This window comes from Pseudomonas sp. StFLB209, assembly GCF_000829415.1.
Lineage (GTDB): Bacteria > Pseudomonadota > Gammaproteobacteria > Pseudomonadales > Pseudomonadaceae > Aquipseudomonas.
Genome location: NZ_AP014637.1, coordinates 2,995,429 through 3,022,343, shown reverse-complemented (window position 1 = coordinate 3,022,343; position 26,915 = coordinate 2,995,429). Strand labels below are relative to the sequence as shown.

Annotated in this window: 5 protein-coding genes; 1 reads left to right on the top strand and 4 read right to left on the bottom strand. The window is 59.2% G+C overall.

What is annotated here, in order from left to right; translation table 11 throughout:
* Positions 1-58: 58 nt before the first annotated feature.
* Entirely contained in the window at positions 59-2,554 is a 2,496-nt protein-coding gene (locus PSCI_RS13490) for a TonB-dependent siderophore receptor (RefSeq protein ID WP_084709960.1), read from the top strand.
* Between the two features lie 299 nt (positions 2,555-2,853).
* On the opposite strand, the gene PSCI_RS13485 is transcribed toward PSCI_RS13490, so the two are convergent.
* From PSCI_RS13485 to PSCI_RS13470, 4 genes are read right to left on the bottom strand one after another with little or no spacing between them, the layout of a single operon-like run.
* Positions 2,854-13,332, bottom strand: a complete 10,479-nt coding sequence (locus tag PSCI_RS13485) for a non-ribosomal peptide synthetase (RefSeq protein WP_052483398.1) — start codon at positions 13,330-13,332, stop codon at positions 2,854-2,856.
* Positions 13,329-16,373, bottom strand: coding sequence for a non-ribosomal peptide synthetase (locus PSCI_RS13480; RefSeq protein WP_045487571.1), 3,045 nt, complete (start codon positions 16,371-16,373; stop codon positions 13,329-13,331). The genes PSCI_RS13485 and PSCI_RS13480 overlap by 4 nt, the downstream gene beginning before the upstream one ends.
* On the bottom strand, positions 16,370-17,446 hold the full coding sequence (locus tag PSCI_RS13475; RefSeq protein ID WP_045487568.1) for a TauD/TfdA family dioxygenase: 1,077 nt from the start codon (positions 17,444-17,446) through the stop codon (positions 16,370-16,372). The genes PSCI_RS13480 and PSCI_RS13475 overlap by 4 nt, the downstream gene beginning before the upstream one ends.
* 56 nt (positions 17,447-17,502) lie before the next feature.
* Entirely contained in the window at positions 17,503-26,760 is a 9,258-nt protein-coding gene (locus PSCI_RS13470; protein ID WP_045487565.1) for a non-ribosomal peptide synthetase, read from the bottom strand.
* Positions 26,761-26,915: the final 155 nt, after the last annotated feature.

Below are 26,915 nucleotides of genomic sequence, written 5' to 3'. Positions count from 1 at the left end.
CGGGAGCGTTTCACTTTGCGAAAAGAAAAAATTCTCACTTGCATATCTAGAGAAAATCATGCCCTCACACACTTCGAGCACACTGACCCCCCTCGCCACAGCCTTGCGGATGCGCCATGCGTTTCGCGCACGCTTGCCTGTTGCCGGATTGGGCCTGATGCTGTCCATGGGGATGGCGGCACAGGTCCAGGCACAGGAACTTAACCTCGATATTCCAGCACAGCCGCTGGACAAGGCGTTGCAAGCCTTTGCCGACCAGGCGAATATTCAAGTTCTGTATAGCCCCAGCGATGTACAGAACCTTCGCTCTACGCTTCTTCGCGGCCGTTACACTGTCGAGCAGTCAGTTCCGCTTCTGCTCCAGGGTACCAATATCAAGTATCAGCTTACAGGCAGTACGTTGACACTGCTCGCGCCCGGCAGCAGCGCAGCTCACTCGGTAGAATTGTCCCCGCTGAACATCGACAGCAACCGTTTGGGCATGACGACAGAAGGCACCCAGTCCTACACTACCGGCGCGACCAGCACAGCCACCCGGATGAATCTCTCATTGCGGCAAACACCGCAGTCAGTGAGTGTAATCACCCGCCAACAGATGGACGATCAGAATCTGGTAAGTCTTGACCAGGTCATGCGTCAGACGCCGGGTGTAACCGTCCACCAGGAAAACTCCGAAGGCTCGGTGTTCCATGCTCGCGGCTTCCAGATCTATAACTTCCAGTATGACGGAGTGCCCAGCCTGCCGACTGACGGCGGTAACGTGCGCGATAATTACAGTATCGGCAACTCGGTCATCTATGACCGAATCGAAGTGCTGAAGGGTGCAACCGGGCTGGTCAACAGTGCCGGTTACCCATCCGGGGTTATCAATATGGTACGCAAGCGCCCGACCAGGGATTTCAAAGGGCATGTGGCCGCCAGTGCCGGATCATGGGACAACTACCGCACCGAAGTGGATGTGTCTGGCCCATTGACAGAAGGTGGAAGTCTGCGCGGCCGGGCCGTCGCATCAACCGGCTTACAGAACAGCTTCATTGATTATCTGGAAAGTGAAAAGAACATCTTCTACGGCGTGCTTGAAGCCGACCTTTCACCCAACACCACAGTCAGCGCCGGATACGATTTCCAGAAGAACAACAACGACGGCTCCAGCAACAACATGCACCCGGCGTTTTACAGTAACGGTACCCCGATTCATCTGAGCAGGTCATTCAACGCCGCCGACAAATATGCGTATCGAAACCAGGAAACACAGCGCGCGTTCGCCGACATTGTGCACACCCTGGATAACGGTTGGGAGCTCAAGGCGACGGCCAATTACCGGCAGTACCAGTCACGCGAACTGATCAACGGCCTGACGGCCTCAGGCATTGTCAACGCGACGACCAACCAGATTAGCCATGGTTTTTACTCCGGCGGCGCGACCATTTTCAATACCGACACCGACGAAAAGTCCTTTGACCTGCAAGCCAAAGGGCCTTTTTCGCTGTTTGGTCGCACGCATGATTTCGTCATCGGCTACAACTATGCTGACAGCGAAGCCGTTTCCCGACGCTTTGACAACGACAGTACGGCGACATCGGTCAATGTATTCACGTGGGACAACAACTCCCCACTGGACCGCTCGGCGTTCGAATGGTGGTCCAACCAGCATTTCGACGTGACACAAAAGATCGCCTTCGCCTCCACCGTACTCAAACCCACCGATGATCTGAACATCATCCTCGGGGTGCGGGTCATGGATTACGACTGGGAGCTCAACGGTATCACCGCGCTCAATCGTCGTACCAATAACTTCACCACGGTGACAGGGGAGACCATTCCCTATGCAGGTATCACCTACGATCTGGACGAACATCACACGGTCTACGCCAGCTACTCCGATGTATTTAAACCCCAGGCTTACTCATTTGACTCAAGTGATAAACAACTTGATCCGCTGACCGGGAAAAGCTACGAAATTGGTGCCAAAGGCGAGTATTTCGATGGTCGCTTGAACACCAGTGCGGCACTGTTTGTCATCAAGCAGGATAACGTGGCCCAGGTAGACCCCAACTTCAGCGGCCTGACGCCAAATGGCAACACTGCCTACGTCGCCATCCAAGGCGTTACCACCAAAGGACTTGAACTGGAAGCTTCTGGTGAGTTGAGCCCAGGCTGGCAAATCCATACGGGCTATACCTATCAGGAGTCACATGACGCCAAGGGTAATCGGGCCGCCGTGGATCAGCCCCAGCACCTGGTCAAGCTGGCAACCTACTATCGGCTGCCTGATGAGTGGAGCAAATTCAGTGTCGGCGGCAACATTAACTGGCAGAGCATGACCTTCCTGCGCCAGACAGTGGCCGGTGCTTCACGCAAGTTTGAACAGGATGCCTACGCGACGGTCGGGCTGAATGCAGGTTACGACATCACGAAAAATCTCAAAACCAGTGTGGCGGTTGAAAACCTCTTCGACAAAACCTACTACAGCGGTCTGAATACGGTATTCCGAGGGGGCGTGTATTACGGCAATCCTCGCAACGTCATGTTCAACGTCCGTTACGAGTTCTAAGCACTGCCTACCTTGCCTGCGATGCCGCCAAGGCATCGCAGCGCCCGACGTCGTTGCGCAACGCCACAGGACGACGCCGAGGAGCCTTAAAGCCTCACCTGTCCAGACTCATTCCCCACACTTTCCCTCACCTCGATATCACTCTGGTAAATCAGGACTGTGAGCGCTTTATCACGCCTTTATTGCGGGCACGCAAAACCGGCTGAAATGCCAATGCATGACAACCGGGGTTCTTCTCAATCATCAAGTAGCTGTCATCAGCAAGAGCGCTCGCCGACCAACAGCCGGCGAGCGAACAGTCAAGACTCAATACAGCCGAGCACCCCCTCCAGCGGCTCGTCGATCCCAGCGCGCATCATTGATTCAAGCAGACAACCCAACTGTTGATTGAGCACCTCGATCGAATCGGCATCAAACACCTCCAATTGAAAGTCATAGTGCAAGCGCAAGGTGCCCTTGAGCTCGACATACACTGTCATCGGTGTGCTGTTCTGTTCATTGCAATGCATGCTGTGCAGGCGCAGAGCGCCCGCATCAGCCTCGGTGGCCTGTGCAGTGGCGGGGTAATTTTCAAAAACGATGACGGTATCAAAGAGCGTACCTACCCCACATGAGGCCCAACGTTCAATGAGACCAAGTGGAGTAAAACCGTGTTCGCGCATCGAAAGATTGCAGCGCTGAATGTCCTGTAACCAGGCGATCAACGATGGCGCTGCCCGTGGCGTCGCAATCAACGGCACGTCATTGATATAAAGCCCCAACTGCTGCTCGATTCCTGGTAACTCCGGAGGTCTGCCGGCCTGCGTCGCACCACAGACCACCGTATCGTGTCCGGTCCTTGAATGGAGCAATAACAACCAGGCCGACTGCACCAGTGTATTCATCGTCACTTTATGCTCACGGGCAAACTCGCCGAACCGTTTTGTTTGATGCTCATCGAATTGAAAATGGTAATGACCGTGTCCACAGCCGTTGCTGTGAGTCGACATACCCTTGACCGCTGCCAGCAAGGTAGGCACTCTCAGAGGCTGCAGTTGCGTACGCCAGAATGCTTCATCTGCCGCAACATCTCGCTGCTGTAGCCACTGGATATAATCGCGATAACGCCCAGCTTTGGCAGGTACCTGCCCCCCCAAGTAGGCCTGAAGGACGTCACCGAACAACTGAAAGCCGCTCCAACCGTCCAACAGGATGTGATGGTTGGTGCAAAGGATGCAGTAGCCCGTTTCAGACGTCTTGATCGCCGTTATACGCAACAGCGGTGCTTGTTGCAGATCAAAGGGTTCGAGACGCTCGCTGGCGATGAATGCTTCCAGCTCAACCTCGCTCATATGGCTTGCATCCACCACGGTGAACGGAATTTGCAGCTTGTTCAGGACGACCTGCACAGGCTGCTGAAAACCTTCCTGTGCAACGAAACAGGTTCGCAGAATCTCGTAGCGATCCAGAGCCCCCTGCCATGCACTCTGTAAACGGCGCACATCAAGGCCAGAGACATTCATGACCAACTGATTGATCAGGTCTCCCGGATCATGAGCATGGCTTTCATGTTGAAACATGACTTGCTGCATGGGTGCAAGCGGATAGATGTCATCGATCCTTGCCGGGTCAATAGGCAGGCTATCCAACTGCTCTTGGTTCAACTTTGCCAGCGCAAAGTCCGATGTGGTAACACCACGGTAACTGCCTTCACAGCAATGCTCGACAATGGCTTTGAGCTCCTGAAGATAATCTTCGGCCACGTCCTGAATTGTCGATGTATCAAACATTTTGCTGCTGAAGGTCCATTCCAGGCGTAACCGGCCGCCATACACCTTGCCGCTGACAGACAGCCAGTTAGGCAGCGGGGCCTGGGCTGCGGCATTGGCACCAAATGCATCACTGGCTGGCGTCAGAAACGCATCTTCTTGTGTAAAGCTGCCATCAAACTGTCCCAGATAATTGAAGGTGATCCGCGGCACCGGCTGTGAAGCCAGCGCCTGCCTGAGCGATCGATCACCCAGATAACGGAGCAGGCCATAGCCAATTCCCTTACCGGGAATGCCGCGTAGTTGCTCCTTGATGGACTTTATTGAGTCTGCAAGTCCCTTTGCCGGCGTCAAACGAACCGGAAACACACTGGTGAACCAGCCGACCGTGCGGGTAAGGTCAATGTCCTCGGCAAGCGTCTCACGACCATGCCCCTCAAGCTGAATTAGCGTCGAAGCCTGATGGGTCCATCGTCCCACTACCTTGGCCAACGCCGTGAGTAGAAGGTCGTTGACCTGGGTCCGGTAGGCCGCCGGCGCTGTTTGTAAAAGCCGGGCGGTGCAAGGTTCGTCCAGCACAACCTGAATGGTCTGCCCATAGCAGCTCTGCAGGCTAGCCTCGGGGTCGGCACCGGGTAACAGGCTTGTCTGGCCGGCCAGTTGGTCGAACCAATACTGCTGCTCGCCCTGTTCTTGCAAGGAATGCGCGTGATGCTGCAGGTGGTCGGTCCAACGCTGATATGACGAAGTCTTGTCCGGCAGGCGTATCACGGTACCGACCAGCGCCTGTTGATAAGCGCTCTGCAGATCTTCAAATAGGATCCGCCAGGAAACGCCGTCAACAACCAGATGATGGACGGCCAACAGCAACCGTTGCCCCATGCCGTCGACTGTCACCAGCGCGGCACGCAGCACCGGACCCCGCGCAAGATCCAGAGTGCTTTGAATCTGCTCTCCCAAAACTTCCAGTGCCCGAAGATCCGGCACATTCACAGACTGCAACACCGGCACTGTTTGCCATGCCATCTGTTGAGCGGCCAACGTGGCATGACTGGCCGTCCACTCACCGTCACTGATCCTGAAGCGTAGCCGCAGTGCATCATGATGACTGACCACGGCACGCATTGCCTGATCCAATGCCTCGCTGGACAAGGGTTCTCTGGGAGTCAGCAAGACCGACTGATTCCAGTGATGACGTTGCGGTATGGGCTCGCTGAAAAACCACTGCTGAACAGGCGACAATGTCAGTTGCCCCAGCACTTCACGGTTGTCTGCTTCTCGAACACCCGCTGTCGATACGACACTGGCGAGCGCTCTTACGGTCTGCTTTTCAAACAGATCCTTGGGGGTAAAGCGTAAGCTTTTCTGGCGTGCACGACTGACCACCTGCAAGGAAATGATCGAGTCCCCGCCCAATTCAAAAAAGTTGTCAGTAACCCCGACGCTTTCGACTTTTAGTACATCTTGCCAAATCTGCGACAGGGCAATCTCCAACGGACTGCACGGAGCGACATATCCGTTATCGCTTGCCAAGTGATCAACCGCAGGCAGCTGCTTGCGATCGATCTTGCCGTTGGCTGACAGTGGCATCCGGTCAAGCAGCAGAATCTGCGCAGGAACCATATAGTCGGGCAAGGATGCCTTGAGTTGCTGACGCAGTTGATCTCGCCGGTCAGGCCCAGCCTCGACTTCTTTATGTAACACCACGTACGCCAGCAGACGGCGCACAGCGCCGGTTTCGTCAGCCACCACAACAGCCTCGCTGACGTCGTGCAAAGCACGCAGCGCCGCTTCGACCTCACCCAGCTCGATCCGGAACCCACGGATCTTTACCTGATAGTCGACACGCCCGAGGTAATCAAAGATGCCGTCATGACGTTGGCGTACAAGGTCGCCGGTGCGATAAAGGCGTCCACCTCCGCTACTGAAGGGGTCAGGCACAAAACGCTCAGCTGTCATCGCCGGACGGTCCAGATAACCGCGCGCCAACCCTTCACCTCCCAGATACAGCTCACCTGCGAGACCTTCCGGCAGACGCAACAGGTGTGCATCAAGGACATAACCAGCACGTTCCCCCACACAACTGCCAATGGGCGCATAGCCTGCCTGACACGTCTCAGAGAGGTTGGCCTTCCACAACATTGGCGTTATGACGGTCTCGGTTGGTCCATATCCGTTAATGATGAACTGGGGCCGCAACGCCTTCTTGACCAGCTCAAAACTGGCCTCAGGCACAGCGTCGCCTCCGAAACAGTAGATTCGCACAGGCGCAGGATTGCCATTGCGCTCGACAAACTCGGCCAACTGTTGCAAATAGACAGGGGGAAACGCCGCAACGGTTACACCATGCAGATGCATCTGCTCATAGGTATGTTCGAGACTCCAAAGTTCGTCGTCACGCACCAGCAGACTTGCGCCGTGGGTCAGCGTCGTCAGCCAACGTTCCTGCACACCATCGAAAGCGAACGACATGAATATCAGCTCGCAGTCTTTTTCAGTCATGCCATAACGTTGCCCGATGCTGCGGCAGTGCATCGACAAGGGTCCATGGGCGACACTGACACCCTTGGGCTGCCCCGTAGAGCCGGAGGTGTAGATCACATACGCCAGGTTACCCGGTTGAGTATCGTACTCCGGGGGCTGGCTGGATCGTGCGGCAAGACAAATCTGGTCAGTCTCCAGAACGGGAATCGAACCATTGTCGGGTAATTGCCCCCGCACACCCGCACAGGTCAGTAACAGGCGAATTCCGGAATCGCGCATCAAGTAGTCAAGACGTTCTGGCGGGTAGCTGATATCGAGTGGCACATAGGCCGCTGACGCCTTGAGTACCGCCAACAACGCAACCAGCAACTCGTCGCCGCGCGGTAACGCCACGCCCACGCGCATGTCCGGGCCGACACCCCTGGCAACCAGCTCGTGGGCAAGTCGGTTGGCACGCGCCTCCAGTTCGCCATAAGTAAAGCGCTGCCCTGCAAATATCAACGCCTCACGTTCAGGCCATTGCTGGGCTATCCGTGAAATTTGTACCTGCACTGGCAGGTCCGGGGCACTACACGGGGCCGCAAGTGACTCGGCCAGAGCCTCTCGAGACTCTACCGCCAACAAACCGATAGCGCCTAACCGGACAGTACTCTGGTCAAGAAAGGTCTCGAGAATGTGCTTGAGATGTTCATTGATCGCACGCACAGCCACATCGCTGAAATGTTTACGAGAATAGCCATACACCAGCTCAAGTTGCTCGCTCAAACCAACACCCAAAGAAAGCGGATAGTTGGTGCGCTCAAGATTGCGGACTTCCCCAAAGCTCAGACTGCGTCCCGTGCGAGCCAAAGCCTCGGCGACCGGGAAGTTCTCGAATACCAAAAGAGTGTCGAACAACGGCTCTCCTCCGCGACCGGCCCAGCGTTGAATGTCACTGAGGGGACTGTGTTCGTACTCTCGCAGTGCAAGGTTTTGCGATTGCAATGCCTGCAACCAGTCACTCAACAACTGCTGTGGTTGAGGCGCTGCGATGAGCGGCAACGTGTTGATGAACAGGCCTATCTGGTGCTCGATACCCGCAAGGTCAGTCGGACGCCCAGACACCGTGGCACCGAGCGCCACCGACTCCTGCCCAGTATAGCGCTGCAATAACAGCAGCCAAGCGGCCTGTACCAAGGTATTGACCGTGACTTTCTGTTGTTTGGCAAACTTGATCAATCGGCTGGTTTGTGAGGCGCTGCAACTGTCTCGATACTCACCATGCCCCTGCTCACCATGACGCTGAGTAGCGACGGCACCTGCCAGCCGGGTCGGCTCATTGAGTAGCAGTAGTTGTTTACGCCAGAAAGCGGCGCAAGCATCGTTATCCTGCGCCTGCAGCCAGGCAATATAGTCTCTGTAACGCCCGATGGATGATCCAGGATCCATACCCTCGTAGCGCTGGAGAACTTCACCTACCAGACGCGAACTGCTCCAGCCGTCCATCAAAATATGATGGCTGGTGTACACCAGATGATGTCCGCCGTCGGTTTGCACCAGTGCCAGCCTTAGGGCTGGCTCTGTCGTGCTTAATTGCGCACAGCGCATTCGCTGCTGCGTTGCCAGTTCATCGAGCCTCTGATCCAGGTCGTGTACACCACGCATATCCACGAGCGAGAACGGCAATACCCACTGCCGATGAACGACCTGGACAGGGTGATCCAGTTCTCCCAGCCAATGAAAAGATGTCCGCAGTATCTCGTGTGAAGCCAGAGTGGTCTGCCACGCTTGATGGAACAACTCAGGATCAAGCCCTTGAACATCGACACGCAATTGGTTGATGTAGTCGCCCGCATCCTGCTCATACAACGTATGAAACAACATGCCTTGCTGCATCGGTGATAACGGATAGATATCCTCGACTTCTCGCGCCACAACCGGGAGTGCGTCCAGCTGTTGCTGGGTCAGCGCGCAGAGCGGAAAATCCGACAATGAAAGCCCGCCCGTGGCCGGGTTGGCACAATGTTCAATCAGTGTACGTAGTTGATTGATGTAATCGTGGGCCAGTCGCTCGATGGTCTCGTCCTGGAACAACCCGCTACTGTAGGTCCAGCTCATGACCAGTTCGCCCGCGTAGATCCGGCTATTGACCGAAATCCAATTACTCAATGGCGCGTCCTGACTGCGCGTTTCACCCGCAAACTCGCTGGCGGGCACAAACAACGAGTGCTCATCGAAGCTTTGATCAAACTGCCCAAGATAATTGAACGTCACCCGTGGAGTCGGCAGGGCATTGAGCTGCTCGCGACTCAGATCATCCCCCAGGTAACGCAATAGCCCATAACCCAAGCCGTTGCCAGGTATCGCTCTGAGCTGCTGCTTTATCGCTTTGATCGACCCAGGCAAGTCCGGGCAAGCGAGCAGCCTCACGGGATAGTGTGCGGTGAACCAGCCAATCGTCCTCGACAAGTCAATGTCGTCGAACAGCTCTTCACGGCCATGCCCCTCCAACTGAACCAGTGTTTGATCGGCGCCGGTCCAGCGTTGCAGCGTCCGCGCAAGGGCCGTCAAAAGCAGATCATTAATCTGTGTTCGATAGGCCGCCGGGGCTTCGTGCAGCAGCATTCGTGTTTCGTTGCGAGACAGCGCACAACTTACCGCCCGGCTCTGACTGACCAAGTTGCTACCGCCTGGATAATCCACAGGCAGATCTGCATTTACGCCCTGCAACTGGCGCTCCCAGTACTGCAACTCTTGCATCCGTTCAGCACTAATGGCTTCGGCTTGCAAGCGCGCAGCCCAGATCTGGAATGAACTGGTCTTTGCAGGCAAAGGCCGCGTCTTGCCTTGAATAATGCTGCGATACAGCGCCTGTAGATCTTCCAGCAAAATCCGCCAGGAGACACCGTCGACGACCAAATGATGAACGACCAGCAACAGCCTTTGGGATCCGTCAGCCAGATCAATCAACACAGCAGTCAACAGGCGCCCTGAAGCAATATCCAGACTGGCTTGGGCATGCTCACCGATGACACGAAGATCATCTGCACTATCCGCATTGCGAGTCCAGAGCAGCTCCCGGTTGTCAGCCTCAGCGTAGCTGGCTTGCCAGCCATCGCGATGCTTCTGGAACCGTGTGCGCAGCCCATCATGCTGGGCAATCAAGCTAACCAGGGCCTGCTCGAGGTGCCCGGCAATCAGATGCTGCGACGGTGTCAGCAACACGGACTGGTTCCAATGATGGCGCTGAGGAATCGGCGCTTCAAAGAAACCGCGCTGAATCGGCGTCAGGATTACTGTACCTTCAACAGGGCCTTGATCAATAGAGACCGGATCTTGCACCCGGGCTACGTTTGCGAGTTCCAGGACGCTCTGGTGGCGGAACACATCTCTGGACAGGATGTGAACCCCTGCACTTCTGGCACGGCTGACCATCTGGATGGCAATGATCGAATCACCACCTAGCTCGAAAAAATTATCCTCGATACCAATATCATCTCGTCCCAACACTTGCTGCCATACATCAAGCAAACAATGCTGCAAAGGCGTTCGGGCCGCTGTGGCAGAGGTCATGACTTCCCGCTCTTGAGGGAGCGGTAAACGGGCACGGTCGAGTTTGCCGTTGGGTGTAATAGGTAACGCATCAAGCACGATGACATGAGCCGGGACCTGATGGGCCGACACTCGCTCGCGCAGGTAGAGCTTGATCGCTGCCTCCTGGAGGTTGGCAGACGGTTGCACGACCACATAGGCCAGCAACTGCATGCCAGCAGCGGCACGGTGCCCAAGCACCACACACTCGCGTACCGCTTCGTGCGCCAGCAATTGCTGCTGTATCTCGCCGGGCTCGACGCGATAGCCGCGAATCTTCAACTGCTGGTCAAGCCGTCCCATGAACATCAGGGTGCTGTCGTTGCGGTAGCGAACCTGGTCACCGCTGCGGTACAGGCGTAGACCATTCCCGGCGAACGGATCGGGTACAAAACGTTCAGCCGTCAACGCCGCTTGCCCCAGGTAACCACGTGCCAGTCCGGGACCACCCACGTACAACTCGCCAGGGCTACCGAACGGGGCCAGTTCAACGGCCTGATCCAGAACATAGACGTGCACGTTCGGCAGCGGCCGGCCCAACGCCGGCGCCTGGCGCTCACCAGCCGCCAGGGTATGAGTCAACACCCCCACAGTCGTTTCAGTCGGCCCGTAGTGATTGGCGACCTTGCAGTCCGGTGCCAAGGTCTCGATTCGTCCAAGCAGATCAGCCGAGCAGGCTTCACCGCCCAATACCAGACAGCGGCGGGGCAGCACGTCGGCGTTATCGTCAGAGAGCAAGGCCGCCAGATGCGATGGCACAATCTTCAAGGCATCGACGGCATGCTCGCGCATATAGGTTGAAAAAGCATGCCCATCGACCGCCGTATCAGAATCGATCAGGTGCAGCGTTCGCCCATTGGCCAGCGCCCCGAACAGCATGGTGTGGCCAAGATCGGCAGCCAGCGTTGAAACCAGCGCCATGCTCGACACCCCTTGCAGCGGCAGATGCCGTTCAATGCCCTCGACATAGTTACTCAAGGCCGCGTGGCTGATACAGACACCCTTGGCCCGCCCGGTGGACCCGGAAGTGAAAATCACATAGGCAGGATTTCCGGCGGAGATGCTGGGCGACGGGTTTGGCAGCGCTTGAGGGTCAAGGGCTGTCTGCTCCTCCAACACCATAAGCGGTACCTGGTGTGAGCCGTCGAAACGCTCGACCAGGCTTGCCGGCGTCAAGAGCAACGTGGCGCGGCTGTCGGACAGCATCTGCGTCAAACGCTGCTGCGGGAACTGCGGGTCGAGTGCCACATACGCGGCACCGGCCTTCAAAATGGCCAGCAGGCCGATAAAGGCATCGACAGAGCGCTCTGCCGCCAGCGCGACCAGAGACTCAGGGCCTATACCCCTGGCAATCAGACGGTACGCCAGGGCGTTGGCCTGCGCGTTCAGTTGCCGATAACTCAGCGTCCTACGGCCTTCGACCAGCGCAAGCGCCTCAGGGCTCAGCAGCGCATGCCGTTCGAAGCGCTGATGAACATGCTCCCCGGCCGAAGGCAGGTGGCCGGCCTGGGCGAGCAAGACCTCCTGCAATGCCTTGCCAGGCTGCATGGGCAATTCTTCGACAGCCCGCTCAGGTGTATCCAGGGCGGCTTCGAGCAACTGCGCCCAATGCTGACCAAGACGCTGCACGGTAGCGCAATCGAAAAGCTCACTGGCATACAACAGCGACGCACTGAGGCGGTTGCCGTCTTGTTCGGTATTGAGGGCTAGGTCGAACCGCGCCGACTCAGAAGCACTCGTGATGGCATGCACCTCGACACCCGGCAGGCTCAAGCCGCCGGGCGAAGCCGTGGCATGATTGAACAGCACCTGAAACAGAGGCGTGCGATCCAGACTGCGCAGTGGCTCAAGGGCCTCGACCAGTTGCTCGAATGGCAGATCCTGATGCGCTTGCGCCTCGAGCACCCGCTGCCTGACCTGCGCCAGTACCTCGATAAAGCTCTGGCGGCCCTCAAGCTCGCCTTGCAAGACCTGCGTATTAACGAAGAAACCGATCAGGCCATCGACCTGCGCACGGGTGCGGTTGGCCACCAGCGATCCGACCCGCACGACATTTGTCCCGGTGTAGCGCAGCAACAGCACCTGCAACGCCGCCAGCAGCACCATGAACGGTGTACATCCCTGCGCGGCGGCCAGTTCCCGGACCCGCTCCCCCGCGTTGGCACTCATCTCGATAAAGACCCTGGCACCCAGCCCCGAGCGCTGGGCAGGGCGTGGCGAATCGAGACACACTTGGCCGAACTCAGCGGCATCTCCCAGCCGCTCACGCCAATACGCCAATTGACGCTCGGCCTCACCGGCCTCCATCCACATCCGCTGCCAGCGGGCGTAGTCGGCGTACTGGATTGGCAACGCCGCAGCGTCTTGCCCATCGGTGTAGTGACGAACCACTTCCTGGACGAGAATCGGCATGGACCAGGCATCGGTGACGATGTGATGAGTACAGAACACCAACACATACTCGTCTGCGCCAGTGGCAAGCAGGCTGGCGCGCACGAGCATACCGTGCTCGAGATCGAACGCCTGCGACGACTGCCGATCCAGCTCCTCCTGCACCTGCGCGTCATCGTGACCACGCAGGTCGATCTGCTCAAGGCTCAATACGCGCCGTGCATGAATGACCTGCTGCACGCTGCGTCCGTCCTGACGAAAGTTGGTCCTGAGCACTTCATGACGATCAACCAGCGCCTGCAAGGCACGTTGCAGCCGGGCTGCATCCGGCGTGCCTTTAAGCCGCAACAGGGTCGGCTGGTTATAAGCGCTCGAAAGCGGATCGAATTTCCACAGGGTCCAGAGGCGTTGCTGGGAATAAGATGCCTCGACCGGCTCGCCGGCAGATTCGCGAGGCGCTATCGGCAATAGATCCAGCGACAACCCCTGATCAATCATGCGTTGCTGCAACGCGCGCCGCTCCTGCGGACCGAGCGCGGCGAAGCGTCTGGACAATACCAGCATACGTTGCGAAAGCTCGGTCATACGTCCTCCACCGTATCGAACAAAGCTTCGAGCGCATCGACCTTGTCGTCACCCAGGCTGCTTTGCCGATGCTGCTCAACCTGTATCGCCAGCAACGCAACGGTCTCGCCTTCGAAAAACGCTCTTAGCGGCAGATCGAGATTGAGGCGTGACTGGACTTCAGAACGAATACGCGTGGCCAGCAACGAATGCCCTCCCAATGCAAAGAAGTTGTCGTTCACACCCACCCGCTCTAACTGCAACGCCTGTTGCCAGATCTCGGCCAGTACAGCTTCGAGCTCGTTGCGTGGTGCTACGTATTCATGGGTACGCACCTCCAGGGCCGACAGCGCCTGGCGATCGAGCTTGCCGTTGGGCGTCAACGGCATATTGTCGATGACTTGCAACAGCGAAGGCACCATATACTCCGGCATCTGTTCACGCAGGCGTTCGAGCAGCGTAGCCTCGATGACCGCCGCACTGGCAGCAGCACTGCGCCGTACCACGAAGGCCACCAGTTGCGGGCCCGCGGCCGTTTCTCGGGCAATCACAGCGGCTTCACGCACCTCAGCCGACTGCAACAACCGGTTTTCGATCTCGCCCAGCTCAATGCGATAACCACGAATCTTGATCTGGAAATCCAGACGTCCCAGATAGTCCAGAGCGCCCTCCACCGAGCTGACGACTCGGTCGCCGGTACGGTACAGGCGCTGGCCGGGGGCCTGTGCAAAGGGGTCAGGAAGGAAGCGGCTCGCAGTCAGGGCAGGTCGGTTCAGGTAACCGCGAACCAGCCCCGGGCCACCCACGAACAGTTCTGCCGCACGGCCAAACCCGGCCAGCGCGCCCTCTTCATCCAGTGCCAGCAGGCACGCCTGTGCAATCGGACCGCCAATCGCAACCCGCTCACCCGAAGGTAGGTTCTCGACAGTTTGCGCCGAACACCACACGGTTGCCTCTGATGGGCCGTATTCGTTGACCAGCAAGGTGTCCGGCAAAAGCGCCAGGTGTCGATGGCACAACTCCAGTGGGCAGGCCTCGCCAGCCACGATCACACAAGCCGGGGCCGCGCTGTCCAGATGCTCAAGAATCTGCGCATAGAACGAAGGCAGTGCCAGAAAATGCGAGATGCGTTGCTCGCCAATCACCCGGGCAATGCTGGCCGGGTCTTTGTGCTGCCCCTCTTGCGGAAGATACAACGTGCCGCCCAGGCCGAGCGTCCAGAACAGCCCGGCCACCGAACTGTCGAAAGAGAACGAAGAGAGCATGAGAAAGCGCTGCAAGGGAGCCTTGTAGAACTCGGCACGCGCCTGAGTCGAAGTGCAGGCATTGGCGTGGCTGACCATAACGCCTTTAGGCTTGCCGGTGGAGCCGGAGGTGTAGATTACATAGGCCAGATTTTGCCCGCCATCTGCGGTCACCCCGTCGGTACGTGCTGCCGGCAAGCCGTTCTCGAGTGCCAGCCGCTCGATACCCGCACCGACCTCGATATCAGCGGCAAGGGGCTCAAGGCTGATCAATGCCTGTACACCTGCATCATGCAACATGAACGACAGCCGATCGGCCGGGTACAGGGGGTCCAGCGGCAGATAAGCCCCGCCGGCCTTAAGGATACCCAGCAGGGCGACAATGATTTCCACCGATCGCTCGCCATACACCGCAACCACGCTATCCGCCCCAACCCCGCGCTCGCGCAGGACATGCGCCAGGCCATTGGCCTTCTGGTCCAAAGATGCGTAGTCCTCGGTATGCTCGCCGACCTGCAGGGCGATACGTTGAGGATGCAGCCTGGCCTGCTGTTCGAACATCTCGTGCAGGCACCCGCCAATGCTCGGGTTTACTGCACCGCGTCGGTCATACAGCGCCAAAACCCGCGCCTGTTGCGCTGCATCGACGGTCAAGGCCTGCTGCAGCGGCCGGGTCGGTTCGCCAGCCAGCTGAACGACAAAATGCACGAACTGCTCCAGCCAGGCCTGCAGTTGACCTGCCGTGAACAGACGCGCCGGGCTCAGCAGTTTCAGGGACGCATCATCGCCACTGGCCTGAACCTGCAAATACAGTTTCAATGCTGGCGGGTGCTCCAGCTCGATGTGAGCCTGTCGATCATCGGCGGCCACGCGGTAGCCGCAGGCATAAGCCAGCGGCGCCTCGGACTCATCCAGGCAATCGAGCCAGGAGCGGCTCAGTTGAATCTGGCGATTCAAGGCCGGCCATTGCGCCGTGAACGAACCGAACAGATCAAGATCGAGCCTGACCGGCAACTGCCGGGCGAAGTGCCCCAGGGTCTGCGCCAGTTGCTCATTACGGCCGTCGACATCAAGCCCTACCAGCAGGCTGTGCTGCTGATCCAGCCCGGCAATGAATGCCGCCCATAGTCCCAGCAATGTCTCTTCAGCCCGCGCAGCGTCAACCGACAAAGCGCCCAATGCCGCGGCGAAACCCACCGCGCGCTGCTCGGCAGCCTCTACGACTGCGGCGCGATGTCTGAGCTGGCCCGGCAAGGGCAGCGTCGCAGGCTGCCCGGCAAACAGCTCCCGCCAGAACGCCCGCCCCTCGATGCCGATGGGCTCATCTGCCAGGTCAGCCTGCCAGGCCGCGTAATCGGCATACTGCAAACCGTCGAAAGGCTGCAATGCGCCGCCATCGAGAAGGGCTTGCAACTCCTGGGACAACTGCACCAGGCTCTGCTCGTCAGCACTGGCCAAGGCCACGCCCACCAGCAACTGTCGATCATAGACGCTGGCGACCAACGGATACTGCGCCAAGCCTTCCCTTACCTGAGTGCGGGCCTGCGCCAGATCGTCACTGCGCACGACTTGCAGTTGCGCCTGCGGGTGAATCTCCTGCACCAGACGCTTCATTCCAGCGGCCTGAACATACCGTGTACGCAGGATCTCGTGCCGCTCACATAACTCGCGCAACACGGGCTCGAGGGTCTGTGGCGAGAAGGTTTGCGTCAGTTCCACCTGCAGCAGTGCAAGCAGCAAATCCGGCTGAGCAGACTGCAGAATCGAGGCTTGCTGGGAAGATGTCTGGAAAATGTCTGCGTGGGCGTTGCCTGTCATGCCGAAACTCCTTGGCCAAGTGCGACTTCACTGCTTTTAAGGGGGATGGCCATCGCCGTCAGAATCTTGCGCGGCCCGCTGTACCCGTTGCGCGCATGGATGGTCAGGATGTTGTCCAGAATCACCACGTCCCCGCTCTGCCAGGTGAACTCGACCATGATGTCCCGGTAGATTTGCTGCAGATGACGAATATGGTCTTCGGGGATGGGGCTACCGTCGGCGTAGAAGGTGTTCTGGGGCAGATCTTCGTCGGCAAACTCGGCGCGCAGACTGTCGCGGATACTCTCGGGCAACGTCAGGGCATTGAAGAAGGTGGCATGGTTGAACCACACCACCTCGCCAGTACGCGGATGACGAACCATCGCGGGGCCTTTCTGCCGCGTGCGCAGACGGTTACCGTCTTTCCATTGCGCAATAATGCCGATTTTCGCGCAGTACGCCTCGACCTCGCCGCGATCCTCGGTCTGGAACACGGTCTGCCAGGGCAGCCCCATGCCGTCACCATAGTTGCGCACGTACAACACCCCGCCCTTGCGCACGAAGGCTTCACGCACCTCCGGTTCAATGCGTGGCAGGATCAGCCGGGTATCGCCAAAGGGCGTCTCACCGCCCGTTAGCGATGGCACGTCACAATAGAAATACAGGTGCAGCGGAAACACTGGCGAATAGGAGTGCTCGTTATGGGGGAAAATCTTTTCCGCCGATGGGTAGTCGGTGGAGCTGTAGACATTCAGCGAGCGATTGATCTGGGTCCGCGGCGAAGCCCGGAACAGATACTCCAGCGCGCCGCCAGAGATCGCATCCACGCATTGGTTGAACTCACCGATGTCCTGAACCGCAAATCCACGGAAAAGAATGGTCGCGTGCTGGTCGAGCTTTTGCTCGATCAGTTGCCGGTTCTCGCTAGCCCACTGAGCAAGGCTGACACCCGGTACATTGGGCTTGCATAGCAGCGGCAGACTGGAGCCTTCGAGCATCGGCGAAAAATCCACCAGCCCCCCCTGATTCATGTTCAGGCTCTTGCGTCGCCCCTTGGCCAAGGCCGGCATCGCTTGCAACTCAAACTTGGACATTTCCATCTCCCATTCGGTGAAACGGCTGGCGAACGCTGCCAGCGCAATGACATTGGCTACTGCAGCTCGACGCCTCGGCTGCGGCGGCGGATCGGATGCTGCGACTTGAGCTGCTCGTGGCGCTCCGTGGCACGTGCCTGCTGCACTGCAGCCTGACGCTCGGCGATTTGCTCCAGCAGCCGCGACATCGGTGCTTGCGGCTCGGCTATCATCAACTCAAGCCCTTGCTGCAATCCGCCATACAGATCTTGCATATCCGCCTTGGAGTACAGGCTGACGTCGTACTTGAGCGCCGCGGTAATACCCTGCTCGCTGTTGACAAACTCCACGATCAGATCCATTTCCGTGACCGCCTGGCCCGGCTCGCGGTGGCTCAGGCGTATTGCTTGGGGTTGCGGCGCCGGCGCAGTGCTTTCCTGGTAAATGAACTTGATGGCGAACAGTGGTGAGCGCCCGCCCTGACGAGGCAGACGCAAAGCCTCCACCAACCGATCGAACGGCAGATCTTGATGGTCGGAGGCTCCAACCACCGCATCGCTGCACGCTTGCAACCATTGCTCGACACTGACGTGCTCATCGAGCTCAAGATGCAGTACCAACTGATTGACGAAGAAGCCGACCACTTCTTCAACGGCAGCGTGATTACGGTTGGCGACATCCGTGCCCAAGCGCACCCTGCCCGTGCCACACCGTTGCGCCACGACCATCGCAAAGCTGGCCAGCAACACCATGTACAGCGTCAACCCACGAGACCTGCCGAACTCGCGCAGCGCCCGGGACAGCGAGGCCGACAGCTCGAACACTTGAACGTCACACGTACCGGCCGCAATATCCGGCGATGCCGAGCCTGGAAGCCGGGTGACCGTCGGGTCGCCGCCCAGCACCTGGCTCCAGTAGTCGAGTTGCCGCCGGCTTTCACCGGCCTCCAGCCATTGACGCTGCCACACGGCAAAGTCCAGATAGCTGAACGCCTGGGGCGGCAATTGCGCAGCTCGTTGGCTGAGCGCCGCGTCATAGCATTCGACGAACTCACGCATCAGGATCGTGAACGACCAGTAATCAGCAACGATGTGATGCAGGGTTACCAGCAATAGCGACTGTTCGTCCGCCGTCTGCACCAGCGCGATGCGCAATACCGGACCGTTGATCAGATCAAAGGGCGCGTGGGCATTTTCGGCCTGCGCCTGACTGACCAACAGCTCGCGCTGCTGCGCCGGCAAATCGCGCAGATCCTGGTAGACCATGGGCAGTGCAACTGCCGGATGCACCTGTTGCAGGCTCTGGCCATCGACCATCGAGTAAGTTGTACGTAGCACCGCATGACGCTCAAGCAGTACTTCGAAGGCCCCCCGCACGGCATCGACGTTCAGCGCGCCATCGAGTTGCAGCACGCGAGAGATGTTGAACATCGAACTGTCCGGATGCATCTGCCAGAGAAACCACAGGCGCTGCTGCGCAAAGGACAATGGGTGAGGCTGCGCCGCATCGACCCGCTGCATCGCAGGCATCACACGGCTGACGCCGGACTGAGAAGCGGCCTGTGAAGCAGCCTGCACAACGTCGGCAAATGTCAGCAGATCCTCTGCCCGGAACAGCGCACGCAGCGGCACCTCGATGCCCAACTGGTGACGTACCCGGCTGATCACCTGAGTCGCCAGCAGCGAATGACCGCCCAGTTCGAAGAAGTTGTCATGCAGACCGACGCGCTGTACGCCGAGAATCTCGCACCACAACTGCGCGAGGGTGCGCTGTAGGTCGGTCTGTGCCGCGACGTATTCACGCTGCAACAGGCTCACATCGGGGGTCGGTAGCGCCTGGCGGTTGAGCTTGCCATTGGGGCTCAACGGCAGAGACTCCAGCACTTGCCAGAAGGTTGGTTGCATATAGGCAGGCAGCGTCTTGGACAGTGCTTCGCGCAGCGTTGCACAAAGCTGCGGATGGTCGACGGCCTGCTGAGCATCCGCTGCTGCATGCGGCACGATGTAAGCCGCCAATTGCTGACCGTGCGGCCCAGGCACGGCGATGACCACAGCGCTGGCTACCTGCGCAAAGCCCAACAGGCAGGCTTCTATCTCGCCGGTTTCGACACGAAAACCACGAATCTTTACCTGATGGTCAACCCGGCCGATGTATTCCATCTGACCGCTCTCGGTCTGCCGGACCAAGTCGCCGCTGCGATAAAGCCGCGCCCCTGGCTGCTGAGAAAACGGATCAGGCACAAAACGCTCAGCGGTGAGCGCCGCTCGCCGATGATAAGCGCAGGCCAGCGACTGACCGCCGATATACAGCTCGCCCGTGACCCCAACAGGCTGCACCGCCAACCCGTGAGCCAGAATGAACGCACTGCGGCCCGCAATCGGTGTGCCGATCGGCGCATAGGCTGAGGTAATGCGGGTAGCGCCATTGGCCCGCCACAAGAATGGGGTAATGACGGTTTCGGTCGGACCGTAGCCGTTCACGATGGTATCGGGCTGCAAGGCAGACTGAATCTGCTCAAAGCCCTCCCGCGCCAACCCCTCGCCGGCAACATTGAACGAGCGCACAGCGGCCCTGCGCCCGGTGCTGCTGGCAAAGGCCGCCAACTGGCAGGCGTACTGCGTCGGAAAGTAGACGATGCTGGGCTTTTGCTGCTCGATAACGTCCAGGGCCTGCTCGGCGCTCCACAACCCTTCACCGCGCAAGATACAACAGGCACCACTTATCAACGGCAACAGCCACTGTTCGGTGCCCCAGTCAAAGTTCAACGAGGCGAAATGCAGCACCCGATCATCGCGCTCGACGCGGTAGAACTGCTGAACCGTCAACAGATGACGCAACAATGCACCATGCTCCAACAGCACGCCCTTGGGCTGCCCGGTCGAGCCTGAGGTATACAACAAGCAGAACAGGTGGCTTTCACTGAGCGCTACATCGGGATTACAGCCGCCCTGCGAAGGCAGCGCCAGCTGGTCGACACGCAACACACGCAGGTCGGCGCCGCTGAACAAACTGCTGGCCTGCTCATCCCCCAGGATCAGATCAACCCCGCTGTCTTCAAGCATGTAGGCCAGACGCTGGGCCGGGTACTCAAGGTCCAAGGGCACATAACCTGCGCCGGTCTTGAGAATCGCGAACAACCCCACGATCAACGACGCACTGCGAGGCAAGGCGATACCGACCAGCCTGTGCGGCCCGGCGCCCTGCTCGATCAGCAGCTTCGCCAGATGGTTGGCCTGGCTATTGAGCTGCGCATAGGTCAGTTGCTGCTGGCCGACGACCAACGCGGTGGCATCAGGTGCCAGCAACGCTTGTCGCTCAATCAACTGATGCAGCCATGCCACGGGCGCAGTACTCGGCAATCCGGACACCTGCAACAGCGGATCGAGCGGTGCTGTCGCTACCAGTTCAAGGGTGCCCAGGGCTTTGCCGCCGTCTTCGCCAAGTTGCGTGAGCAGCGAGTCGAGCTGCGCCGCCAAGGCTTGCACGGCGCCATGACTCAACACGCCCGGATGATAATCAAAGTCGATGCTCAGGCACTGAGCCAGTGTTACCACAAGGGTCAGCGGATAGTTGGTGCGCTCCTGGTTGAGCACTTCACCAAAACACAGCCCGGCCTTCTGAGACTGGTCGATGGCGGCCGACAACGGGTAATTCTCAAAAACCAGCAAGGTGTCGAACATCGCCTCGTTCGCGTGCCCGAACCAGCCCTGTAGGGTGAACAGCGGAACGTGCTCATGCTCGCGCAACTCAAGATTCAGCGCCTGGACATGCGCCAACCATTGGTCCACGGTCATGTCTGGCGCAGGACTGGCAATCACCGGGAGGGTATTGATGAACAGCCCGATCTGCTCTTCAATTCCGGCCAGATGCGCGGGGCGGTTAGCCACGGTTGCCCCAACAGCTACACAGTCCTGCCCGGTATAGCGCTGCAACAGCAGCAGCCATGCCGACTGCACCAGGGTATTGACAGTCACCCGTCGCTGCCGGGCAAAACTGGCAAGGCGCTCGGTGCGCGTTTGGTCCACACGCAAATGAACGCTCTGACCAGCGCCAGCCTGCGCGACAGTATCGGCAACGGGCGCCAGACTCTGGACCAGCCGGGTCGGTCCTTGCAGTTGCTCCAGCCGCGGTTGCCAGAACGCCTTGCTGTGCAGCGAGCTCTGCTGCTGCAGCCATTCGATGTAGTGACGGTAGCGTCCGGCTGGCGCCGGGATTGGCTGGCCAGCATAGCGCTGGAGCACTTCATCGATCAGCCGCGAGCTGCTCCAGCCATCGAGCAGCAGATGGTGAAACGTCAGGATCAGGTGATGCTTCTGAGCTTCGGTACGCACCAGGCAGACTTTAAGCAAAGGCGCTCTGTCGAGCACGAAGCCTGCATCCAGCTCACGTTTGGCAAGGCTCGTCAGCGACTGCTGCAGGTTGTCCTGCCCGCACAAGTCGTACTCCTGCCACGGCAGTTGTACCTGGCGGGTGACTATCTGATGCGGATTCTGGGCATCGGTCTGCCAGACAAACCCACTGCGTAGGATTTCGTGAGCGGCCAGGGTCTGCTGCCATGCCAGACGAAAACGCTCAACATCAAGCCCCCGCACATCCACCCGCATCTGATTGATATAGTCCCCCCCCTCCTGTTCATAAAGGGTATGGAACAACATGCCCTGCTGCATCGGTGACAGCGGGTAGATATCCTCGATATCCCGAGCAGCAACCGGCAGATCATCCAGTTGCGCCTGGGTCAATTTCGCCAGCGGGAAGTCAGACGGCGTGATCGCAAAGGTCTGTGTATCCGTGCAATGCTCAATCACTGCATGCAGCTCAGCAACCAGTTCATCGGCCAGTCGCTGGATGGTTTCTGCCCGGTACATTTCTGCGCTATAGCCCCAGCGCAGTGACAGTTCACCACCGTACACCTGGCCTTCAACGCTGAGCCAGTTGGCCAATGGCGCATCGTCCGCCTGGGCCTGGCCGCCGCCTTTGCCGGCTGGGGTGAACAAGGCTTTTTCATCGAACTGGCTATCGAACTGCCCCAGGTAGTTGAAGGTGACACGGGGTTGCGGCAGCGCTGCCAGGGCCTGGCGGGTTTGCGGGCTACCCAGATAACGCAGCAGGCCGTAACCCAGGCCCTTTTCAGGTACATCGCGCAGTTGTTCTTTCACTGCTTTTAAAGAGGCTGAAAGCTCAGCAGCGGGGGTCAGTTTCACCGGATACAGGCTGGTGAACCAACCCACGGTGCGGGTCAGGTCGATGTCGTCGAACAGGTCTTCACGACCGTGCCCTTCCATCTGCACCAGCACCGACTCGTTGCCGCTCCAGCGGCACAGCACGCGCGCCAGAGCTGTGAGTAACAGATCGTTCACTTGGGTGCGGTATGCGGCGGGCGCCTGCTTGAGCAAGCGCTCAGTGCGTTCGGCATCCAAGCGGATATCCAGGGTTGCGCCATGCTTGTTCAGCAGGCCGCCGTCTGGATTATCACGCGGCAACTCGTGTATCGGACCTTGCAGTCGGGCCAGCCAGCCATCGAGTTCTTGCTGACGCTGCTCGGTGTTTACCAACGCTTCAAGACGTGCCGCCCAGCTTTGGTATGAGCTGGTCTTGGCTGGCAGCGCCAAACCCTGATAGGCGATCTGCAGGTCTTCAAGCAGGATCCGCCAGGACACGCCGTCCACCACCAGGTGATGGATGGCCAACAACAGGCGCTGACCACCCTCAGGGCGGTCCATTAGCGCGGCGCGAAGCAAGGGGCCTTCGGCCAGGTTCAGGCTGCGCTGCACCTCATCATGGAAAGCCTCACTATCAGGCCCCTGCCAAAGCAGGTTCTGCTCGGTGCCAACATCGGCATACCACTGGCGCCAGCTACCTCCTTCGGATGCGTAACGCAGGCGCAGTGCATCATGCCGCTGCACCACCGCTTGCAGAGCCTGTTCCAGCCGTTCTGCAACGATGGGTTGCTGGGCGTCCAGCAGCAGCGACTGGTTCCAGTGTTGCCGCTCGGACATCGGCAGCTCGAAGAACCAGTGTTGTACCGGTGTGAGCTGTACGTCACCAATAGCCGGCCCCTGATCGATCAGCAGGACTTCGGTGCCGGTTTCAGCCACAGCAGCCAGGCTGCGCACGGTCTGGTGCAGGAACAGGTCCTTGGGGCTGAACTGGATGCCGGCCTGGCGTGCGCGGCTGACGACCTGAATGGAGACGATGGAGTCGCCGCCCAGCTCGAAGAAGTTGTCGTTGCGGCCGATCTGCTCGCGCTTGAGCACGTCTTGCCAGATCTCGGCAATGCGCTGTTCCAGTCCGTTTTGCGGGGCGGCATATTCGGTTTGCGCGGTGCCTGCGTCGGGTCGTGGCAGGGCTTTGCGGTCCAGTTTTCCGTTGGGACTCAGCGGCATCTGCGCAAGGTCGATCCACTGTGCCGGCACCATGTAATCCGGCAGGCTTTGGGCCAGATACGCGGCCAGCGCCTCACGCCAGTCATCGTTCTGCTGCGCCAGCACCACGTAGCCCACCAGATGCTTGCCATCCACCGCCAGCACAGCGGTTTCACGCACCGACTCATGCTCCAGCAAGCGCGCTTCGATTTCGCCCAACTCGATACGCAGGCCGCGCAATTTGACCTGGTGGTCGATTCGGCCGGCGTATTCGATCACACCGTCGTTACGGTAGCGGGCCAGGTCGCCGGTGCGATACATCCGCGCCCCATCAGCGAAAGGACTGGCCACGAAGCGCTCGCCGGTCAGTGCGGGTCGCTGGTGGTAACCCCGCGCCAGGCCTTCGCCAAACAGATACAGCTCGCCCAGCACACCGACCGGTACCGGCTCCAGGTTGGCGTCCAGCACGTGACAGCCAAGGTTGGAAATCGGCAGACCGATAGGTACTGCATCGCAGCCTTCGTCCACACAGGTCCAGTGAGTCACGTCGATGGCCGCTTCAGTCGGGCCGTAGAGGTTGTACAGGCCTGCTTGTGGCAGCATGCTGAATACCTGCAGTTGGGCATCCACCGGCAGCGCCTCGCCGCTGCATACGATGCGTTTCAAGCTATGGCAGGAGCCGACATTGGCGTCCTGCAGGAAAGCCTGCAGCATCGAGGGTACGAAGTGCAGCGTGCTGATGTTTTCACGATTGATCAGCTCGACCAATTGCGCCGGATCACGATGCGCGCCGGGTTGCGCAACCACCAGACGGGCGCCGGTCATCAGCGGCCAGAAGAATTCCCACACCGATACGTCAAAGCTGAACGGGGTCTTCTGCATCACGCTGTCGCTGGCCTCCAGCCCATAGGCCTGCTGCATCCAGCACAAACGGTTGGTGAGTGCAGAGTGGCGGTTACCGGCCCCCTTGGGCTTGCCGGTCGAGCCAGAGGTGTAGATCACGTAGGCCAAATGCTCACCGGTGAGCAACACCTGCGGATTGGTGTCGGGCAAACCGGCCAGCATGTCACCTTGTTGGTCCAGATCAATACGCTGCACGCCTTCACTCAGCGGCAATTGCAGATGCGACTGGCTCAACAGCAGGCCGATACCGCTGTCCTCCAGCATGTAGGCCAAGCGCTCGGTCGGGTACTCCGGGTCCAGCGGCACGTAAGCGCCACCGGCCTTGAGAATCGCCAAAAGGCCAACCACCATCTCCAGCGAGCGCTCCGCCGCGATGCCGACCAGCCCGTCGGGCTGCACACTCTGAGCAATCAGATGGTGGGCCAGGCGGTTGGCCCGGGCATTGAGCTCGGCGTAGCTCAGGGTCTGCGCGCCAAACGTCAGGGCCGGGGCCTGCGGTGTTTGCTCGGCTTGGGCTTCGATCAGTTGATGGACACCGCGATGCAAGGGGTAATCCACCTGGGTGGCGTTCCAACCTTGAACGATCTGCCGACGCTGCTCATCGTCCAGTACTACCAGCTCGCAGACACGCGCTTGCGGCTGGGTAGCCAAAGCCAACAACAGGTTGCTGTAGTGACCGGCCATTTGCGCCACGGTACGACTGTCAAACAGATCCATGGCATAGCCGAAGGCCGCAAACAACTTGCCGCCCTTCTCGTAAGTATCCAGCGACAAATCAAACTGGGCAATCCGCGTTTCCCGCTCCAGCGCCGCAATACTCAGGCCGGACTGTCCCTTGATCGCTCCGGCATCCGCCACCTGCGACTGGTGGTTGAACATCACCTGGAACAGCGGGCTGATGCTCAGGCTGCGGTCCAGACCGAAAGCCTCCACCAACCGCTCAAACGGCAACTCCTGATGCCCCTGCGCACCCAGCGCAGTCTCCTTGACCCGCTGCAATAACTCCCGCACATCAATCAGCGGATCAATCTCGGTATGCAGCACTTGGGTATTGATAAAGCAACCAATCAGCCCTTCCACTTCCGCCCGATTACGGTTGGCCACCGGCACGCCAACGCGGATCGCCTGCTGGCCGCTGTAGCGATGCAGCAGTACCTTGAAGGCCGCCAGCAACACCATGAACAGGGTCACGCCCTGTTCACGGGCCAGGCCACGCAGGCGCTCGGCCAGGGCCGGTTCAACCTGAAACTCGTGACGCGCACCGCGATAGCTCGGCGTTACCGGGCGCGAGTGGTCGATGGGCAGTTCCAGTGGTGCGTGGTCATCGCCGAGCTTGGCGCGCCAGTAGTCCAGTTGGCGATCCTGCTCACCGGCCTCCAGCCAGCTGCGCTGCCACAGGGCGTAGTCGCGGTACTGAATCGGCAGCGGTTGCAGGGCTGCGTCACTGCCGCTGCTGGCGGCATCGTAGAGGCGAATGAATTCGTCGATCAGCACGTTATACGACCAGCCGTCGGCGACGATGTGGTGCAGGGTCAGCAGCAGCACATGCTCTTGATCGGCAAGTTTGAGCAACTGCACGCGCAGCAGTGGGCCGTGGGCCAGATCGAAAGGCGCCAGGGCCTCGGCATCGGCGAGGGTGCGGACCTGTTCTTCGCGAGCGTCGGTATCCAGGGCACTCAAATCATGGCGGGCAATGCTGACTGCAAACGGCTCGACAATCCGCTGGCGGACCACGCCATCCTGTTCACTGAACTGGCTGCGCAGGGTTTCATGCCGAGCCACCAAGGCATCGAAGGCACTCTGTAAAGCGGCGTTATCCAGCTCGCCGTTCAGGCGCACAGCCATCGGCAGGTTGTAGGCGGCGCTCTGCGGGTCGAGCTGCCACAAGAACCACATCCGCTGCTGGGCATAAGACAGCCCGTCACGCTCGTCTACCAACACCTCGGCCGGAATCGGGAACAGGGCAAAGTCCACCCCTTGCTGTTGCAGCCCCTCCAGAAACAGGCGGCGTTTTTCCTGAGGCAGTTCGATAAAGCGGCGAGCAAGTTTCAGTGCGTCTTGGGCATTCATGCAATGCGTCCTTGTCGATAGGAAGCTGGGCCAAAGGGCCCGGTCGATCACAGAAGAACGAATTGCCAGCGGCTTGATTTAGCGGGCGATTCAGCCGCCAAAAGCGTTATAAGCAGCCGCCAGAACACCCTAAATCTGGACAAGGCGTGTTCGTC

Excerpts from the sequence above, each read along its gene's own strand:
- PSCI_RS13485 (WP_052483398.1), bottom strand. The coding sequence starts at position 13,332 with ATGACCGAGCTTTCGCAACGTATGCTGGTATTGTCCAGACGCTTCGCC.
- PSCI_RS13475 (WP_045487568.1), bottom strand. The coding sequence starts at position 17,446 with ATGTCCAAGTTTGAGTTGCAAGCGATGCCGGCCTTGGCCAAGGGGCGA.
- PSCI_RS13470 (WP_045487565.1), bottom strand. The coding sequence starts at position 26,760 with ATGAATGCCCAAGACGCACTGAAACTTGCTCGCCGCTTTATCGAACTG.
- PSCI_RS13480 (WP_045487571.1), bottom strand. The coding sequence starts at position 16,373 with ATGACAGGCAACGCCCACGCAGACATTTTCCAGACATCTTCCCAGCAA.
- PSCI_RS13490 (WP_084709960.1), top strand. The coding sequence starts at position 59 with ATGCCCTCACACACTTCGAGCACACTGACCCCCCTCGCCACAGCCTTG.